At 61.2% G+C, this 15,158-nt stretch carries 13 protein-coding genes and 1 tRNA gene; 10 read left to right on the top strand and 4 right to left on the bottom strand.

Annotated features, from left to right (window positions below; translation table 11 throughout):
• Positions 1–42: 42 nt before the first annotated feature.
• Together CCGE531_RS03260 and CCGE531_RS03265 are read right to left on the bottom strand one after the other, a co-directional pair.
• Positions 43–118, bottom strand: a tRNA-Thr gene (locus tag CCGE531_RS03260).
• A gap of 138 nt (positions 119–256) precedes the next feature.
• A complete protein-coding gene (locus CCGE531_RS03265) occupies positions 257–1,216 on the bottom strand; it encodes a nitronate monooxygenase family protein (RefSeq protein ID WP_120666438.1) in 960 nt (319 codons plus the stop codon).
• 389 nt (positions 1,217–1,605) lie between these two features.
• On the opposite strand from CCGE531_RS03265, the gene CCGE531_RS03275 reads away from it, so the two are divergent.
• Entirely contained in the window at positions 1,606–2,844 is a 1,239-nt protein-coding gene (locus tag CCGE531_RS03275) for a hypothetical protein (protein ID WP_120662900.1), read from the top strand.
• A gap of 128 nt (positions 2,845–2,972) precedes the next feature.
• Here the strand turns inward: CCGE531_RS03275 and ppk2 are convergent, their stop codons facing one another.
• A complete protein-coding gene (ppk2, locus tag CCGE531_RS03280) occupies positions 2,973–3,854 on the bottom strand; it encodes a polyphosphate kinase 2 (RefSeq protein WP_120662901.1) in 882 nt (293 codons plus the stop codon).
• Positions 3,855–4,101: 247 nt separating this feature from the next.
• Here ppk2 and phoR point away from each other — a divergent pair, with 247 nt between their 5' ends.
• The 7 genes from phoR to phoB all read left to right on the top strand — a co-directional run bounded on the left by phoR (position 4,102) and on the right by phoB (position 11,761).
• Entirely contained in the window at positions 4,102–5,358 is a 1,257-nt protein-coding gene (phoR, locus tag CCGE531_RS03285) for a phosphate regulon sensor histidine kinase PhoR (RefSeq protein ID WP_120662902.1), read from the top strand.
• Between the two features lie 184 nt (positions 5,359–5,542).
• Entirely contained in the window at positions 5,543–6,577 is a 1,035-nt protein-coding gene (locus tag CCGE531_RS03290; RefSeq protein WP_120662903.1) for a substrate-binding domain-containing protein, read from the top strand.
• A gap of 63 nt (positions 6,578–6,640) precedes the next feature.
• A complete protein-coding gene (pstC, locus tag CCGE531_RS03295) occupies positions 6,641–8,122 on the top strand; it encodes a phosphate ABC transporter permease subunit PstC (RefSeq protein WP_120666439.1) in 1,482 nt (493 codons plus the stop codon).
• Positions 8,119–9,453 carry a phosphate ABC transporter permease PstA gene (gene pstA / locus CCGE531_RS03300; protein WP_120662904.1) on the top strand — a complete coding sequence of 445 codons (1,335 nt, stop codon included), beginning with the start codon at positions 8,119–8,121 and terminating at the stop codon, positions 9,451–9,453. The genes pstC and pstA overlap by 4 nt, the downstream gene beginning before the upstream one ends.
• Before the next feature lie 13 nt (positions 9,454–9,466).
• Positions 9,467–10,282: a phosphate ABC transporter ATP-binding protein PstB gene (gene pstB, locus CCGE531_RS03305; protein ID WP_120662905.1), complete on the top strand. Its 816-nt coding sequence runs from the start codon at positions 9,467–9,469 to the stop codon at positions 10,280–10,282.
• Between the two features lie 51 nt (positions 10,283–10,333).
• Positions 10,334–11,047: a phosphate signaling complex protein PhoU gene (gene phoU / locus CCGE531_RS03310; protein WP_077468624.1), complete on the top strand. Its 714-nt coding sequence runs from the start codon at positions 10,334–10,336 to the stop codon at positions 11,045–11,047.
• A 30-nt stretch (positions 11,048–11,077) separates the two neighbouring features.
• Positions 11,078–11,761, top strand: coding sequence for a phosphate regulon transcriptional regulator PhoB (gene phoB / locus CCGE531_RS03315; RefSeq protein ID WP_120662906.1), 684 nt, complete (start codon positions 11,078–11,080; stop codon positions 11,759–11,761).
• Positions 11,762–11,912: 151 nt separating this feature from the next.
• Here phoB and CCGE531_RS03320 read toward each other — a convergent pair whose 3' ends face one another.
• Positions 11,913–12,446, bottom strand: a complete 534-nt coding sequence (locus CCGE531_RS03320) for a GcrA family cell cycle regulator (RefSeq protein WP_120662907.1) — start codon at positions 12,444–12,446, stop codon at positions 11,913–11,915.
• 424 nt (positions 12,447–12,870) lie between these two features.
• Between CCGE531_RS03320 and CCGE531_RS03330 the strand changes: the two genes are divergently transcribed.
• Complete coding sequence (locus CCGE531_RS03330; RefSeq protein WP_120662908.1) at positions 12,871–14,070, top strand: aspartate aminotransferase family protein; 1,200 nt, start codon at positions 12,871–12,873, stop codon at positions 14,068–14,070.
• A gap of 170 nt (positions 14,071–14,240) precedes the next feature.
• Complete coding sequence (gene argF / locus CCGE531_RS03335; protein WP_120662909.1) at positions 14,241–15,158, top strand: ornithine carbamoyltransferase; 918 nt, start codon at positions 14,241–14,243, stop codon at positions 15,156–15,158.

The following is a 15,158-nucleotide window of genomic DNA, read 5'->3' on the forward strand; positions in this document are numbered from 1 at the left end:
GCAGCGACGCAGATCATTCGATGCTAAGTATTTAGAAACAAATGGTGCCGCTTGCAGGACTCGAACCTGCGACCCCATCATTACGAATGATGTGCTCTACCACCTGAGCTAAAGCGGCATTCTGCGGAGCATTCGGTTCGGCCCCGCGATTTGCATGGCGCTGATACAGTCTATGCCGTCAGATTTCAAGCGCTCAAATCGCCAATCGGCAAAAAAGCGGGATGCTTGTGAAAAAAGAACCTTTTTTCGGTGCCGGTCAGAGCGTCAGCCGGGCGCGTGCCTGCCGGTATTCCGCCTCCAGCCGGTCGACGAGTGCTGAAACGGGCTGGATGGATTTGACGGCGCCGATGCCCTGGCCGGAGCCCCAGATATCCTTCCAGGCCTTCACGCCGGTCGTGGCGGCTTCGAAATCCATTTTCGAAGGGTCGGCCTCGGGCAATTTGTCGGGATCCATGCCGGCGGCGCGGATCGAGGGTTTCAGATAATTGCCGTGAACGCCGGTGAAATAGTTGGAATAGACGATATCGGCGGCGGTGCCCTCGACGATCGCCTGCTTGTAGGCGTCCGCCGCGCGCGCCTCTTCCGTCGCGATGAAGGGCGAGCCGATATAGGCGAGATCGGCGCCTGCCGCCTGCGCCGCCAGGATGCCGCCGCCGGTGGCGATCGCACCCGCCAGCAGCAGCGGCCCGTCGAACCATTCACGGATCTCCTGCACGAGGGCGAAGGGCGAAAGCTGGCCGGCATGGCCGCCGGCGCCTGCGGCGACCGCGATCAGCCCGTCCGCGCCCTTGCGGATCGCCGAGTTTGCATGCCGGTTATTGATGATGTCGTGCAGCACGACGCCGCCATAGGAATGCACGGCCGCATTCACCTCGGGCACGGCGCCGAGCGAGGAAATGACGATCGGCACCTTGTACTTCACGCAAAGCATAAGATCGTGTTCCAGGCGCTTGTTCGACGCATGGACGATCTGGTTGACCGCAAATGGAGCTGCCGGCCGCTCCGGATTTGCGGCATTGTATGCGGCAAGATCTTCGGTAATCATCGCCAGCCACTCGTCGAGCTGGCTTTCGGGGCGGGCATTCAGGGCGGGAAAGGAGCCGACGACGCCGGCCTTGCATTGTGCCAGCGTCAGCGCCGGATGCGAGATGATGAAGAGAGGCGAAGCCACGACCGGCAGGCGCAGATGCTCGGTCAGGATCGAGGGAAGGGCCATGAACATCATCCGATATTTGACGTTTACGAAAACGTCAAAGGGATAGCAGATGCGGACCGCGAGGGGAAGATGGAGGAGGAAATAGGCAATGGGGATTAGGCAGTAGGGAATAGGCAGTGGGCAATAGGAAATGGGCGATAGCGATTGACTGCCTTCGCAACACGCTCTTGCCTACTGCCTACTGCCTACTGCCTACTGCCTACTGCCTCCCTCCACCCCATTTGCGTCGTCTTTGCCGTTTATCCCCGCCCGAGTGTCCGCGGCTCCCGCCGGAGGCTTGCGTATTGCCGGACGGGGCGTTACCGAATCCGGTTAACGAATGCTAAAACTATGGCTGTCTTGCCGGTAGAATATGCGAGTATGCCGCGAGTAAGAGTAAAGGACCTGATGTGAGCGGATTAGAAACGGCTATCAGAAGCGCGTTGGAGCGGTCCGATCGCGCCAATCCGGAGATCCGGGCTCGCATCTATCAATCGGCACGGCAAGCACTGGAAGCCGGCCTCCGCAAGCAGGACATCACCGATATCGACATCGTCGCCGCCCAGCGTCAGCGACTGGAAGCGACGATCCGGCAGATCGAGGCCGAGGAGCGCACCCGCCCGGCGCAGGCGGTGCCTGTTTCGCCGGAGCTTGATATTCCACCTGCTTCCTCAGCCCCATCCCAATCGGAAGCCGTGCAGCGACCGGAGCCGGTCATGAGCGTGCGCGGCGAAACCCGCGACCCACCGCTTTCGGCGCGCGCGCCTGCTGTCGCCGAGCCGATGTCGGTGGCGCCCGCAGCGCGTGAGGGCGATTTCGGCGATATGCGCGCCGGCCCCGCCGATCATCTCGGCGCTGACAGCGACACACGCTCGGTGGCCGATGCGCCGGCCCCTGCCCGATCGATGAACTTCAAGCCGGAGCGGGCCGCCGCGCGCCGCAAGCCCCGCAAGTTTTTCTCGCGCCTGCTGATCTTCTGCATCCTGCTCGCCTTTCTCGGTGTCGGCGCCTGGTGGATCAAGACATCAGGCGTCTTCATGTCTGCCGCGCAGAGGGATACGAGCGTGCGCAACCCGCCGGCGCATGTCGATTCGCAGGATTTCAGCGGCAATAGCAGCGATGCCGATACGTCCGAAGAGGACGACAACAGTGGTCCCGTCAATCCTGGACTGGCGACCATCGACCCGCAGAACAGCTTCTCCGACGAATGGGTCGAAGTATTGAAGCCGACGGACGCGCAGAAGGTCGCGACCGGGCAGCAGTCGAAGGCGGAGAATGTCTCGGAAAATGACGGGCCGGCCGTGCGGCTGACCTCGCTCAGCAGCGGTCCGGACGGTAACGCGACGATCGAGGTGCCCGTAAATGTGCTGCAGCGGATGGCAGGCAAGCCATCGACGATCGCATTGACGCTGCAGTCCACCTCGGACGCGCCGACGCAGATCACCGTGGAATGCGATTTCGGTTCGCTCGGCCGCTGCGGCCGTCATCGCTTTACCGTCACTCGCCAGAAGACGGATGCGCTCTTTCAGGTCCAGTTCGATCGCTCGCTGGCGCCGACCAGTCCCGGCCGCCTCGTCATCAACAGCGATGTCGATGGCAAGGCTCGCGGCGTCAATGTCTACGCCATCCGCGTTCTGCCCGGGCAATAGAGCATTTCCAGGAAGAGTGCGCAGCGGTTTTCCATCCGGAATGCGTTGGGAAATAGGAAGATGGAGCGTTTTCGCGATTCGAAGAAAAGCGGAAATGCTCCTAGACCCCAACCTGGACGGTCTTTCGCCTATTTGAAAAAACTTGCTCCCATGCCGAGGATCTTGTCGTCGATTTCGCCGATGGCTTTCTTGTCCTTGTCGTCATAGTCGAGCGTCAGCAGAATGTGCCGGATGAGGTTCAGGCGCGCGCGCCGCTTGTCGTTGGCGCGGAGGACGGTCCAGGGCGCATGATCGGTATGCGTTTCCTCCAGCATGCGATTGCGCTTTTCGCCGTAATCCTTCCATTTCGGCAGGGCGGCGATATCCATCGAGGAAAGTTTCCAGACCGCGCGCGGATCATGGCGCCGGTCGTGGAAGCGCTTCAGCTGCATCTCCCGGCCGATATCGAGATAGAATTTGAAGAAATGGATGTCGTCATGGACGATAAGCCTTTCCATCCGCGGCGCCTGCTTCAGGAACTGCTCGTATTGCTTCGGCGTGCAGAAGCCCATGACCGGCTCGACGCCGGCGCGGTTATACCATGAGCGGTCGAACAGCACGAATTCGCCCGCCGTCGGGAACTGGGCGACATAGCGCTGGAAATACCATTGGCCGGCCTCGCGATCCGTCGGCTTGGTCAGTGCCACGACGCGCGCGAGGCGAGGGTTCATATGTGCCGAGGTCGCGGCGATCGATCCGCCCTTGCCGGCCGCATCGCGTCCTTCGAACAGTGCCATCACCCGCCTGCCGGTCGCCTGCAGCCAGAATTGCACTTTGATGAGCTCGATCTGCAGCGCCTTCAGTTCGTCCAGATAATCCTCTTCCTTGAGCTTCTTCCTGTAGGGATAGTCGCCTGATGTCAGCGCCTCGTCGTCGATCCAGTCTGGCAGGACGGGATCGTCGACATCGAACATGCGCTTTGTGCCATGGATATCCAGTTCCACCGCGCGGCTTTCGGCTTCTTCTCCCATATATCGGCTCCTCGGTTGTTTATGCCTCGTTAATCCTGCCGCTTGGCTGCGGCAAAAAAAGCTCTTCGGGGAAATTGGAGCTTTTATTCAATAGTTTCAAGCCCTTTGCCCACTTCCTCTTTTGCCGGCTACATTTATTATTGTCAGTTACCGGCTTCTGTGGATAGAGCCGAATACTTCTGTCATGAATCACGTCTAAGACGCGGAATCCAGCATTCCATGACGGTAGGCGAAGGGACGGGCGCATTTGGAAGACGAATGGTCATTTGTCAGGAAGTTGGCGGCGCGGCTGCGGCAGGAGGTTGCCATCCTCATCTTGGCGACGCTCATCGCCATACTTGCACTCATTGAAGGCATCAATACCGGCGCCGTATTCTGGATCTGGATCATCGTCATGATCGTCACGCTGCTGCGCCCGCCGCTGGTGGAGCGCGTGGTGGTGCCGTCGCAGGCCGAGCCGGCGCCCATCGATCCGCAGGCGCTGTTGCATACCGTTTTCTCAGGGTTGGCGGCGCTCGATATGCCGGTGCTGATCATCGACCGCGAGGCATCCGTGCTGTTGCAGAATGCCGCCGTCGAAAAAGCCTTCGGTGCGTTTCCGATCGGCGCCCATATCTCTTCGAAGCTGCGCTCGCCGGCCCTGCTCGACATGGTTCGCGAAACCATCGCCACCAACACGCCGAACCAGATCGAGCATTCCGAGCGACTGCCCTCGGAGCGGGTCTATATCGTCCGCATCGCGCCCATCGACGTGCCGGAGACCGATGCGCAGGCGGGCGCGCTTTTCCTGCTCTCCTTCCGCGACATTTCCGAGCTGCGACATATCGATCGCATGCGCTCCGATTTCGTCGCCAATGCCAGCCATGAATTGCGCACGCCGCTCGCGTCGCTGCGGGGCTTCATCGAGACGATCCAGGGGCCTGCCAAATCGGATCCGAAGGCGCAGCAGCGCTTCCTCGGGATCATGCTGGACCAGACGACACGCATGAGCAGGTTGGTCGACGACCTGCTGTCGCTGTCCAGGCTGGAGCTGAAGTCGCACATCGCGCCGGATCAGAAGGTGGATCTGGTGCCGCTGCTCGGCCATGTGCGTGACTCGCTGCTTCCCCTTGCCGGGGATCTCGACATCTCGATCAACCTGCACCTGCCGCCGGGCAAGGTCGAGGTATCGGGCGATCGCGACGAGCTGGTGCAGGTCTTCGAAAACCTGATCGAGAACGCCTGCAAATACGGTCAGGAGGGCAAGTTGGTCGATGTTTCGCTCCGGAACGATGCGGGCCAGGGCGTCGAGGTCGTCGTCTCCGACCAGGGGCCGGGGATTCCCGCGGAACATGTGCCGCGCCTGACCGAGCGCTTCTATCGCGTAAGCGTTGAGGACAGCCGTTCCAAGAAGGGCACTGGTCTCGGGCTTGCCATCGTCAAGCACATTCTGACCCGCCACCGCGCCAGATTGATCGTCAAGTCCGAAGTGGGAAAGGGAACTGACTTTACCGTCCGTTTCTGAACGCCTCTATTAATCGCCATTTCGGGTAAGATTTATCCAAACAATATCAGATAGATGATCTGTCATAATTGTTTCACTCGCCTGACATAAAAGGGCGGTGTTTTCGCCAGTAAGAATGGATTGCTGGAAAGGTGGATGTGGCGTCCGCAACAGCGCTCTTCAAAGCTCATCAAGGGGATTCGTTATGAATGCTTTGAAATTATCCATTCTTGCGCTGGTTGCGTCGGCTGCTTTTGCAGGCGCTGCCGCGGCGCGCGATCAGATTCAGATCGCCGGCTCGTCTACGGTATTTCCCTATGCCAAGATCGTCGCCGAGTCCTTTGGCGAGACCTTTACCAACTTCAAGACTCCCGTGGTGGAATCCGGCGGCTCCGGAGCCGGCCTGAAGGAATTCTGCAAGGGCGTCGGAACGGATTCCATCGACATCGCCAATTCGTCGCGCCCGATCAAGGGCAGTGAAGTCGAAGCCTGCAAGGCCGCCGGCGTCGCTGATATCCAGCAGATCAAGATCGGCTATGACGGCATCGTCTTCGCCTTCGACAAGAGCAATCCGGACATCAAGTTCGAGCCGGTCGATCTCTACAAGGCGCTTGCCGCCGAGGTCGCCGTCGATGGCAAGCTGGTTGCCAACCCTTACAAGAAGTGGTCGCAGATCAATCCGTCGCTGCCGGATTTCGAAATATCAGCCTATATTCCGGGCGAGAAGCACGGCACGCGCGAAGTCTTCGAGGAAAAGGTGCTTGCCGCCGGCTGCAAGGCCTCCGGCGCGGTTGATGTGATCAAGGCCACGGTCAAGGATGCCGACCAGCAAGCCAAGAAGTGCATTGCCGTGCGCAAGGATGGCGTTGCGGTCGATATCGACGGCGACTACCCCGAAACGCTGGCCCGCATCAATGCCAACAAGCATGGCATCGGTGTTTTCGGCCTGTATTTCTTTCAGAACAATGCCGACAAGCTGAAGGTCGCCACCGTCAGCGGCATCGTGCCCTCGGGGCAGACGATCGCCGATGGCACCTATCCTGTGTCGCGGCCGCTGTTCTTCTACGTCAAGAAAGCCCATCTGGGTGTCATCCCTGGGCTTAAGGAATATGTCGATTTCTTCACGAGCGATCAGATGATCGGACCGGACAGCCCGCTGGCGGAATACGGCCTCGTGCCGGCGCCGGATGCCGAGCGCGGCCAGATCCGCAAGGACTTCGCTGACGGGAAGATCATGTGAATGCGTAAGGACAGAGCGGCGGCGCGGGCCTTTGGCTGCGCCGGCGTTCGCCGGGGAATGGGAATGAGTGTATCGCTACTGCTGCTGTGCCTGTCGGTCATCGGCGCCTTTGCTTTCGTGCTGGGGCGGGTGAGAGCGGCTGCGCTGTCGGGCGGCAGATCTTCGTCCATGCATTCCCGGCTCGGCTATCACGGTGCCTATGCCGCCATCTGGGCGGTGCTTCCGGCTTTGGCGCTCGTCTGTGTCTGGCTGGTCGTCAGTCCCGTCGTGATCGATCGCCTGGTCACGAAATCCTTTCCGGAGGAGGTAAAGTCTCTGCCGCAGGCGGAGCTTAACCTCAGCTACGGCATGGCGCGCAGCATTGCCCGCGGCATGCGTCAGCTGGATAGTCGGGAGCTTGCCGACGTTGCCGGCGGCACGGCTGACCTGCAATTACTGCTGGCGCAGAAGGGCGTACCGCTCGCGGCTCGTCCCACCGGCTACATGATCGATGCCGCCAACAAATATAACGGCATGCGCGAAATCAGCCGGATGGTGATGTCCGCGGTCGCGATCCTTTTGTCGCTGCTTTGCGCGCTCCGTGGCTTGCGCGTCATCGCTCCGCGTTTCCGCGCCCGCAACCGCGTCGAACAGGTCATTCTCGGTGCGCTGATCGTCGCCTCCTCCATCGCCGTTCTGACGACGGTCGGGATCCTCATCTCGATGCTTTCGGAAGCGGCGCGTTTCTTCAGTCTGGTGCCTGCGAACGAGTTCTTTTTCGGAACCATCTGGGATCCGCGCTTCGCCGGCGCCGGCTCGCAGACGTCGGGCACCTTCGGTCTGATACCGCTGCTGGCGGGAACGATCTATATCAGCCTCGTCGCGATGCTTTTCGCCGTGCCCATCGGCCTGTTCGCTGCAATCTACATGGCCGAGTATGCCTCGGCGCGCGTTCGGTCCATCGCCAAGCCGATGCTGGAAGTTCTGGCCGGCATTCCGACGATCGTCTACGGCTTCTTCGCCCTCGTCACCGTCGGTCCCTTCCTCAGGGACATCTCGGCCGAGATCGATGGTCTTTTGACGGGAAGCTACACAAGCTTCATCGAGGCTCAGAGCGTGCTGACGGCGGGCTTCGTCATGGGCGTCATGCTCATTCCTTACGTCTCCTCGCTGTCGGACGATATCATCATGGCGGTGCCGCGGTCGCTCCGCGACGGCTCGCTCGGCCTCGGCGCCACCCGCTCGGAAACGGTCAAGCGCGTCCTGCTTCCGGCAGCGCTTCCGGGCATCGTCGGCGCGCTGTTGATGACGGCCTCGCGCGCGATCGGCGAAACGATGATCGTGGTGCTGGCTGCCGGCGTGGCGGCGCGCATGCAGTTCGATCCCTTCGAGCCCATGACCACCGTGACCGTGAAGATCGTCAACCAGTTGACCGGCGACCTGGAATTCACCTCGCCGCAGACGCTTGTCGCCTTCGCGCTCGGCATTACGCTGTTCTTTCTGACGCTGTGCCTCAACGTCTATGCCCTCTACGTCGTCCGCCGCTACAGGGAGCAATACGAATGAGCGACGTCGTATCCTCCCCGGTGTCGAATATGCCGCGTGGGCTCACACCGGGCGCGCCAGCGCGACGTGATATCGGCATCAAGCGGCGCTATGCCGCCGAGCGCCGCTTCCGCACCTGTGGCGTCACGGCCGTTATCTTCGGCCTCGTCTTCCTTGTCATCCTGATCTCGACCGTAGTCCGCAACGGTTACACCGCCTTTGTTCAGACATCGATCACCCTGCCGATCGAATTCACGGAGAAGATGATCGATCCCACAGCCAAGCGGGCCACCGATCCGAAGGTCCTCGTTGCAGCCAATTATCCGGTTCTGGTGCGTGACGCGCTAGTGAAAGCCTTGGATATCGATCCCGCCAATCGCACGCTCGTTCGCGAGGCGACTGCGATGGTGTCGGATAGCGCCAGGATCGTGCTTCGCGACCGGGTGCTTGCGAAGCCTTCGATCATCGGCACGACGCAGAACGTCACCTTCCTTGCCAGCGCCAGTATCGATTCCGCCAACAAGGGGCAAATCGATCTGACCGTCGATGAGAAGGATCGCAAGGTATCCGACCGGCAGGTCGCCTGGATGAAGCAGCTCAGCGAAAGCGGCGCCCTGTACAAGGCGTTCAACAGCGGTCTCTTCCTGTCGGGCAATTCCAGCCGCCCGGAAGCCGCCGGCCTCGGCGTCGCGCTGATCGGCTCGCTCTATCTGATGCTGACCGTGCTCGTGCTCGCTCTTCCCGTCGGCGTCGCCACCTCGATCTATCTGGAGGAATTCGCGCCGAAGAACCGGCTGACCGACCTGATCGAGGTCAATATCAACAACCTCGCCGCCGTGCCTTCCATCGTCTACGGCCTGCTGGGCCTCTCGGTATTCATCAACATAATGGGGCTGCCGCGCTCGGCTTCGCTCGTCGGTGGGCTGGTGCTGAGCCTGATGACGCTGCCGATGATCATCATCGCCACGCGTTCGGCGCTGCGCGCCGTACCGCCGTCGATCCGCAGCGCCGCGCTCGGCCTCGGCGCATCGCGCATGCAAGTGGTCTTCCATCATGTCCTGCCGCTTGCCATGCCAGGCATCCTGACAGGCACCATCCTCGGGCTTGCCCATGCGCTCGGCGAAACGGCGCCGCTGCTCTTGATCGGCATGGTCGCCTTTGTCGCCAACTATCCGACATCGCCCCTCGATCCTTCGACGGCGCTGCCGGTGCAGATCTACATGTGGGCGAGCGAGGCCGAGCGTGCCTTCGTCGAAAGAACGTCCGGGGCCATCATCGTCCTGCTCTTCTTCCTCGTCGCGATGAACATCGGCGCCATCCTGCTGCGCCGCCGCTTCGAGCGGCGCTGGTAGGGAGGGCCGAGGAATGAACATGATGAGCGAAGCCGCAAGCGAAAAAGCACTGGCCAAGAAAATGACGACGATCCCCTACAAGATGATCGGCCAGGACGTTTCGGTCTTTTACGGGGATAAGCGCGCGCTCTTCGATGTCAATCTGAAGATCCGCGCCAATACGGTGACGGCGCTGATCGGCCCTTCCGGCTGCGGCAAGTCCACCTTCCTGCGCTGCCTCAACCGCATGAACGATACGATCGAGACCTGCCGCGTCACCGGCAAGATCACGCTCGACGATCAGGACGTCTACGACAACAACATCGATGTCGTGGAATTGCGCGCGCGTGTCGGCATGGTCTTCCAGAAGCCCAACCCGTTTCCCAAGTCGATCTACGAGAACGTCGCCTACGGGCCGCGCATCCATGGCCTGCATCGCTCCAAGGCCGATCTCGATCATATCGTCGAGACCAGCCTGCAGAAGGCGGGCCTGTGGGGCGAGGTCAAGGACAGGCTCCATGATGCCGGCACGAGCCTTTCGGGCGGTCAGCAGCAGCGCCTTTGCATCGCGCGCGCCGTTGCCGTCAGTCCGGAAGTCATCCTGATGGACGAGCCGTGTTCGGCGCTCGATCCGATCGCCACGGCAAAGGTCGAGGATCTTATCCATGAGCTGCGGGAAAACTTCACGATCGTCATCGTGACGCATTCCATGCAGCAGGCAGCCCGCGTCTCGCAGCGCACCGCAATGTTCCATCTCGGCCATCTGGTCGAGGAGAACGATACCGATAAAATGTTCACCAATCCCGACGATTTCCGCACGCAGGATTACATCATGGGCCGTTTTGGTTGATGATATCAAGCGCGCGGACCCTTTCACACAGTTCACCTTGAGGATAGAAAAATGGTCTCCACTCACATTCTCTCTGCCTATGACGAAGACCTGAAGTTCCTGACGCGCCGCATTGCGGAGATGGGCGGCCTGGCCGAGCAGATGGTCAGCGACAGCGTTCGCGCATTGGTCCAAAGCGATACCGGTCTTGCGCAGAAGGTCATCTCAGACGACGTCATCCTCGACCATGCCGAGCGTGAAGTCGGCGACAAGGCGATCGTCACCATCGCACGCCGGCAGCCGATGGCGGCAGACTTGCGCGAGATCATGGGCTCGATCCGCATCGCTTCCGACCTGGAGCGCGTCGGCGATCTCGGCAAGAACACCGCAAAGCGCGTCATCGCCGTGCAGGGCACCGGCGTTCCGCGCCGTCTCGCCCGCGGCATCGAGCACCTCTCCGAACTGGCGCTGAGCCAGCTCAAGGAAGTTCTGGACGTCTACGCCACCCGTTCGCCGGACAAGGCCGTATCGATCCGTGAGCGCGACGAGGAAATCGACGCCATGTACACCTCGCTCTTCCGCGAGATGCTGACCTACATGATGGAAGATCCGCGTAACATCACCACCTGCACGCATCTTCTGTTCTGCGCGAAGAACATCGAGCGCATCGGCGACCATGCCACCAACATCGCCGAGACGATCTATTACATGGCGACCGGCGCCCAGCCCGAAGGCGAGCGCCCGAAGGATGATACCGCCAACACCGTCGGCGCGGTGACGGAATAATCTGGAAGCGAAAAAGGAGACCAAAGGCGCATGGTTCCGAGAGTTGCTGTTGTAGAAGACGAGGAAGCGCTGAGCGTTCTGCTGCGCTACAATCTCGAGGCCGAAGGCTTCGAGGTCGACACCATCCTCAGAGGCGATGAGGCCGAGCTGCGTCTTCAGGAGCGCATCCCCGATCTCCTGATCCTCGACTGGATGCTCCCCGGCGTGTCCGGCATCGAGCTCTGCCGCCGGCTGCGTATGCGGCCGGAGACGGAGCGCCTGCCGATCATCATGCTGACGGCCCGCGGCGAGGAAAGCGAGCGCGTGCGCGGGCTTTCCACCGGCGCGGACGATTACGTTGTCAAGCCGTTCTCGACGCCGGAGCTGATGGCCCGCGTCAAGGCGATGCTGCGGCGTGCCCGTCCGGAGGTTCTCTCCACGGTGTTGCGTTGCGGCGATATCGAGCTGGACCGCGAAACCCATCGCGTCCACCGCAAGAGCCGCGAAGTGCGGTTGGGGCCGACGGAATTCCGCCTGCTGGAATTCCTGATGTCCTCGCCGAGCCGTGTCTTCTCGCGCTCGCAGCTGCTGGACGGCGTATGGGGGCACGATATCTATGTCGACGAACGCACTGTCGACGTCCATGTCGGACGCCTGCGCAAGGCGCTCAATTTCTCCAATATGCAGGATGTCATCCGCACCGTTCGCGGCGCGGGCTACTCCATGGAAGCCTGAGCGGCAGAGCCCGCTCAGGCATCAACATTACAGCGCCGCGCGCCTTTCAAGACGCGCTAAGGTCGCTGTAACACCTTAAAATTATGCAGTAGTGGCGGAAATAGAAAACGGGCCTCAAGGGCCCGTTTCTTTTATCTCCGCGATGGGGATCTCAGCCGCGTGGCTGGGCCGGCCGACGTCGTTCATGCACCGGCTGATAGGCCAGGCGCTGATGATAGCCGCAATAGGGCGACGCATCCGGGCTTTCGTTGCCGCAGAAGTGGAAATCGTCCTTCAGCGGGTCGCCCACCGGCCACTTGCAGGTGCGCTCGGTAAGCTCCGTCAGGCCAAGACGCCGGGAGATCGGAACGACGACGTTCGATGCCGGGCGATATTGGATTTCATTGACGGCATCGACCTCGATTTCTTCCTTGAGCATGGTTGCGCCCTGCTGGCGGGTAACCGTGCGGGTTGCAACGCGAGACGTGTAATTCGGGGCGCGGGGCGCAGCACTGCTGCGCTTTGGCGTGCGTGCAGCCGCCGCGGTGCCACCCGCCTTCGCTCGGCCGGGAAGGTTCAGGCGGTGCACCTTGCCGATGACGGCATTACGGCTCACGCCGCCAAGCTGCGCCGCGATCTGGCTGGCGCTCAATCCTTCGGACCATAGCTTCTTCAGCTTTTCGACGCGTTCGTCTGTCCAATTCATGCCCTGTCTCCGCTGTCGCGTTTCCGATGGCAGAATCCCTCACCATTGCCTCGCATGGGATCGAGGCGCGAAACGCTCTAAAATTGTGGTGACTAGTTCCGCCGCATGCAGTCTAGCAATTGGTTTTTAACCTAGTGTGAGGCTGACTCCGTGACAAGAGTCGCGGGAATCTTGAGGAATCGATTTCGAGGTTTTCCCCAACTTGCTGCCCCGGCGTGGCATTTCTGCAATAGGCAGTGCCGAACGCATCCCTTTTGGCCGTGGGCGCTTTCTCGCACCTGCTAAATCGCCAGTTTTGTTGACATCGCGGTGCAAAACATCAATAGTGCCCAGGCCGCCGCAAGGCGGCATTTTTGATTTTTTCGGACCCGTTTCATCGTATGGAAGCGATTGGTCCTTAGGGTTGTGATCGAGGAGATATGCCATGGCAGAGACCGCGCCGCTTTACGATACCTATCTGCGTGCTCCGCTGCGGTTCGAGCGAGGCGAGGGCGTCTGGCTGGTTACCGAAAACGGCGAGCGCTACCTCGATTTCGCAGCCGGCGTTGCGGTCAATTCGCTGGGTCATGCCCATCCTCATCTGGTCGCCGAATTGAAGGCGCAGGCCGACAAGGTCTGGCATCTGTCCAACCTCTATGAAGCACCCGGCCAGGAAAAGCTGTCGAAGCGGCTGACGGAAGTAACCTTCGCCGACAAGGTGTTCTTCACCAATTCGGGCGCCGAGGCGCTGGAATGCGCCATCAAGACGGCGCGGCGCTATCAATTCGCCAAGGGACATCCCGAAAAGTTCCACATCATCACCTTCGAAGGCGCCTTCCACGGCCGCACCATCGCGACGATCGCCGCCGGCGGCCAGGAGAAATACATCGAAGGCTTCGGCCCGAAGGCGCCGGGTTTCGATCAGGTGCCGTTCGGCGATCTCGATGCCGTTCGCGCCGCCATCACCGATGCGACGGCCGCGATCCTGATCGAGCCGGTGCAGGGCGAGGGCGGCATTCGTCCCGCGACCAACGAATTCCTGCGCGGCCTGCGCGAGATTTGCGACGAGCATGGCCTGCTGCTGGTTCTCGACGAGGTGCAGTGCGGCGTCGGTCGCACGGGCAAGCTCTTCGCCCATGAATGGGCCGGCATCAAGCCGGATATCATGGCGGTTGCCAAGGGCATCGGCGGCGGTTTCCCGCTGGGCGCCTGCCTTGCGACGGCGGAGGCCGCCTCGGGCATGAAGGCAGGCACGCACGGCTCGACCTATGGCGGCAATCCGCTTGCCATGGCAGTCGGCAATGCTGTGCTGGACATCGTGCTCGCTGATGGCTTCCTGCAGCATGTGCGCGATATCGCTCTGGTGTTCCGCCAGGGCCTCGCCTCGCTGAAGGACCGTTTTCCCGACATCATCGAGGATGTTCGCGGCGAAGGCCTGATGCTCGGCATCAAGGCGGCAATACCGCAGGCGGATCTGCTGCAGGCGATCCGTGCCGAGCACCTGCTGGGCGTGCCGGCGGGCGATAACGTCATCCGCCTCCTGCCGCCGCTGGTCGTAACCGCTGACGAAGCGCGCGAAGGTCTGGCACGTCTCGATCGTGCCGCCGAACGCGCGCGCTCTGCCCGCATCAAGAAATCGGCTTGAACTCAACGCCCGCAGTCGGGGCGGTTACCGCGCCGCGCGTCGAAGCGACGCGCAAAGGACGCGGTAATACCTAGAAATCGCATAAGCCTTCCCTTAAATCGATGGCGATTTAAGGGGTTATGCGTGCCCCACGCGGGCGTTATTGTTTTTTCTGGAGTACAGGTGAGGACATGGCTTCTCCGAAACACTTTCTCGATCTCTCCGCCGTTCCGGCTGCCGAGCTGCGCAATATCATCGACGATGCGATCGTGCGAAAGCAGGCGCAGAAGGCCGGCACGGCCGACAAGCCACTGGCCGGCAAGATGCTGGCGATGATCTTCGAGAAGCCGTCCACCCGAACCCGCGTTTCCTTCGATGTCGGCATGCGCCAGCTCGGCGGCGAGACGCTGTTCCTTTCCGGCACCGAAATGCAGCTTGGCCGCGCCGAGACGATCGGCGACACGGCGAAGGTGCTGTCGCGCTATGTCGACGCGATCATGATCCGCACGACCGATCATTCGCGCCTGCTGGAACTCGCCCAACATGCGACCGTTCCGGTCATCAATGCGCTGACCGACGATACGCATCCCTGCCAGATCATGGCCGATATCATGACCTTCGAGGAGCATCGCGGCCCGATCAAGGGCAAGACGCTCGCCTGGACCGGCGACGGCAACAATGTCCTGCATTCGCTGATCGAAGGCGCCGCTCGTTTCGGCTATCGCATGAACATGGCGGTACCCCTTGGTTCCGAGCCGAAGGATCACTATCTGAACTGGGCCCGCAACGAGGGCGCCGAAATCATGCTCTCGCATGATGCCGACCGGGCGGTCGCCGGCGCCGATTGCGTGGTAACCGATACCTGGGTTTCCATGAATCAGGAACACCGGGCTCGCGGTCACAACGTCTTCCAGCCCTATCAGGTCAACAAGGCTTTGATGGCACAGGCCGGCCAAGACGCATTGTTCATGCATTGCCTGCCCGCCCATCGCGGGGAGGAAGTGACGGACGAAGTGATCGATGGTCCGCAATCCGTTGTTTTCGATGAGGCGGAAAACCGCCTTCATGCGCAAAAGTCGATTCTTGCTTGGTGCCTGGGCGCGATCTGA

The organism is Rhizobium sp. CCGE531 (genome assembly GCF_003627795.1).
Classification (GTDB): domain Bacteria; phylum Pseudomonadota; class Alphaproteobacteria; order Rhizobiales; family Rhizobiaceae; genus Rhizobium.

Excerpts from the sequence above, each read along its gene's own strand:
- pstA (WP_120662904.1), top strand. The coding sequence starts at position 8,119 with ATGAGCGACGTCGTATCCTCCCCGGTGTCGAATATGCCGCGTGGGCTC.
- CCGE531_RS03330 (WP_120662908.1), top strand. The coding sequence starts at position 12,871 with ATGGCAGAGACCGCGCCGCTTTACGATACCTATCTGCGTGCTCCGCTG.
- phoU (WP_077468624.1), top strand. The coding sequence starts at position 10,334 with ATGGTCTCCACTCACATTCTCTCTGCCTATGACGAAGACCTGAAGTTC.
- CCGE531_RS03290 (WP_120662903.1), top strand. The coding sequence starts at position 5,543 with ATGAATGCTTTGAAATTATCCATTCTTGCGCTGGTTGCGTCGGCTGCT.
- pstB (WP_120662905.1), top strand. The coding sequence starts at position 9,467 with ATGAACATGATGAGCGAAGCCGCAAGCGAAAAAGCACTGGCCAAGAAA.
- pstC (WP_120666439.1), top strand. The coding sequence starts at position 6,641 with ATGAGTGTATCGCTACTGCTGCTGTGCCTGTCGGTCATCGGCGCCTTT.
- CCGE531_RS03265 (WP_120666438.1), bottom strand. The coding sequence starts at position 1,216 with ATGGCCCTTCCCTCGATCCTGACCGAGCATCTGCGCCTGCCGGTCGTG.
- argF (WP_120662909.1), top strand. The coding sequence starts at position 14,241 with ATGGCTTCTCCGAAACACTTTCTCGATCTCTCCGCCGTTCCGGCTGCC.
- phoB (WP_120662906.1), top strand. The coding sequence starts at position 11,078 with ATGGTTCCGAGAGTTGCTGTTGTAGAAGACGAGGAAGCGCTGAGCGTT.
- ppk2 (WP_120662901.1), bottom strand. The coding sequence starts at position 3,854 with ATGGGAGAAGAAGCCGAAAGCCGCGCGGTGGAACTGGATATCCATGGC.
- CCGE531_RS03320 (WP_120662907.1), bottom strand. The coding sequence starts at position 12,446 with ATGAATTGGACAGACGAACGCGTCGAAAAGCTGAAGAAGCTATGGTCC.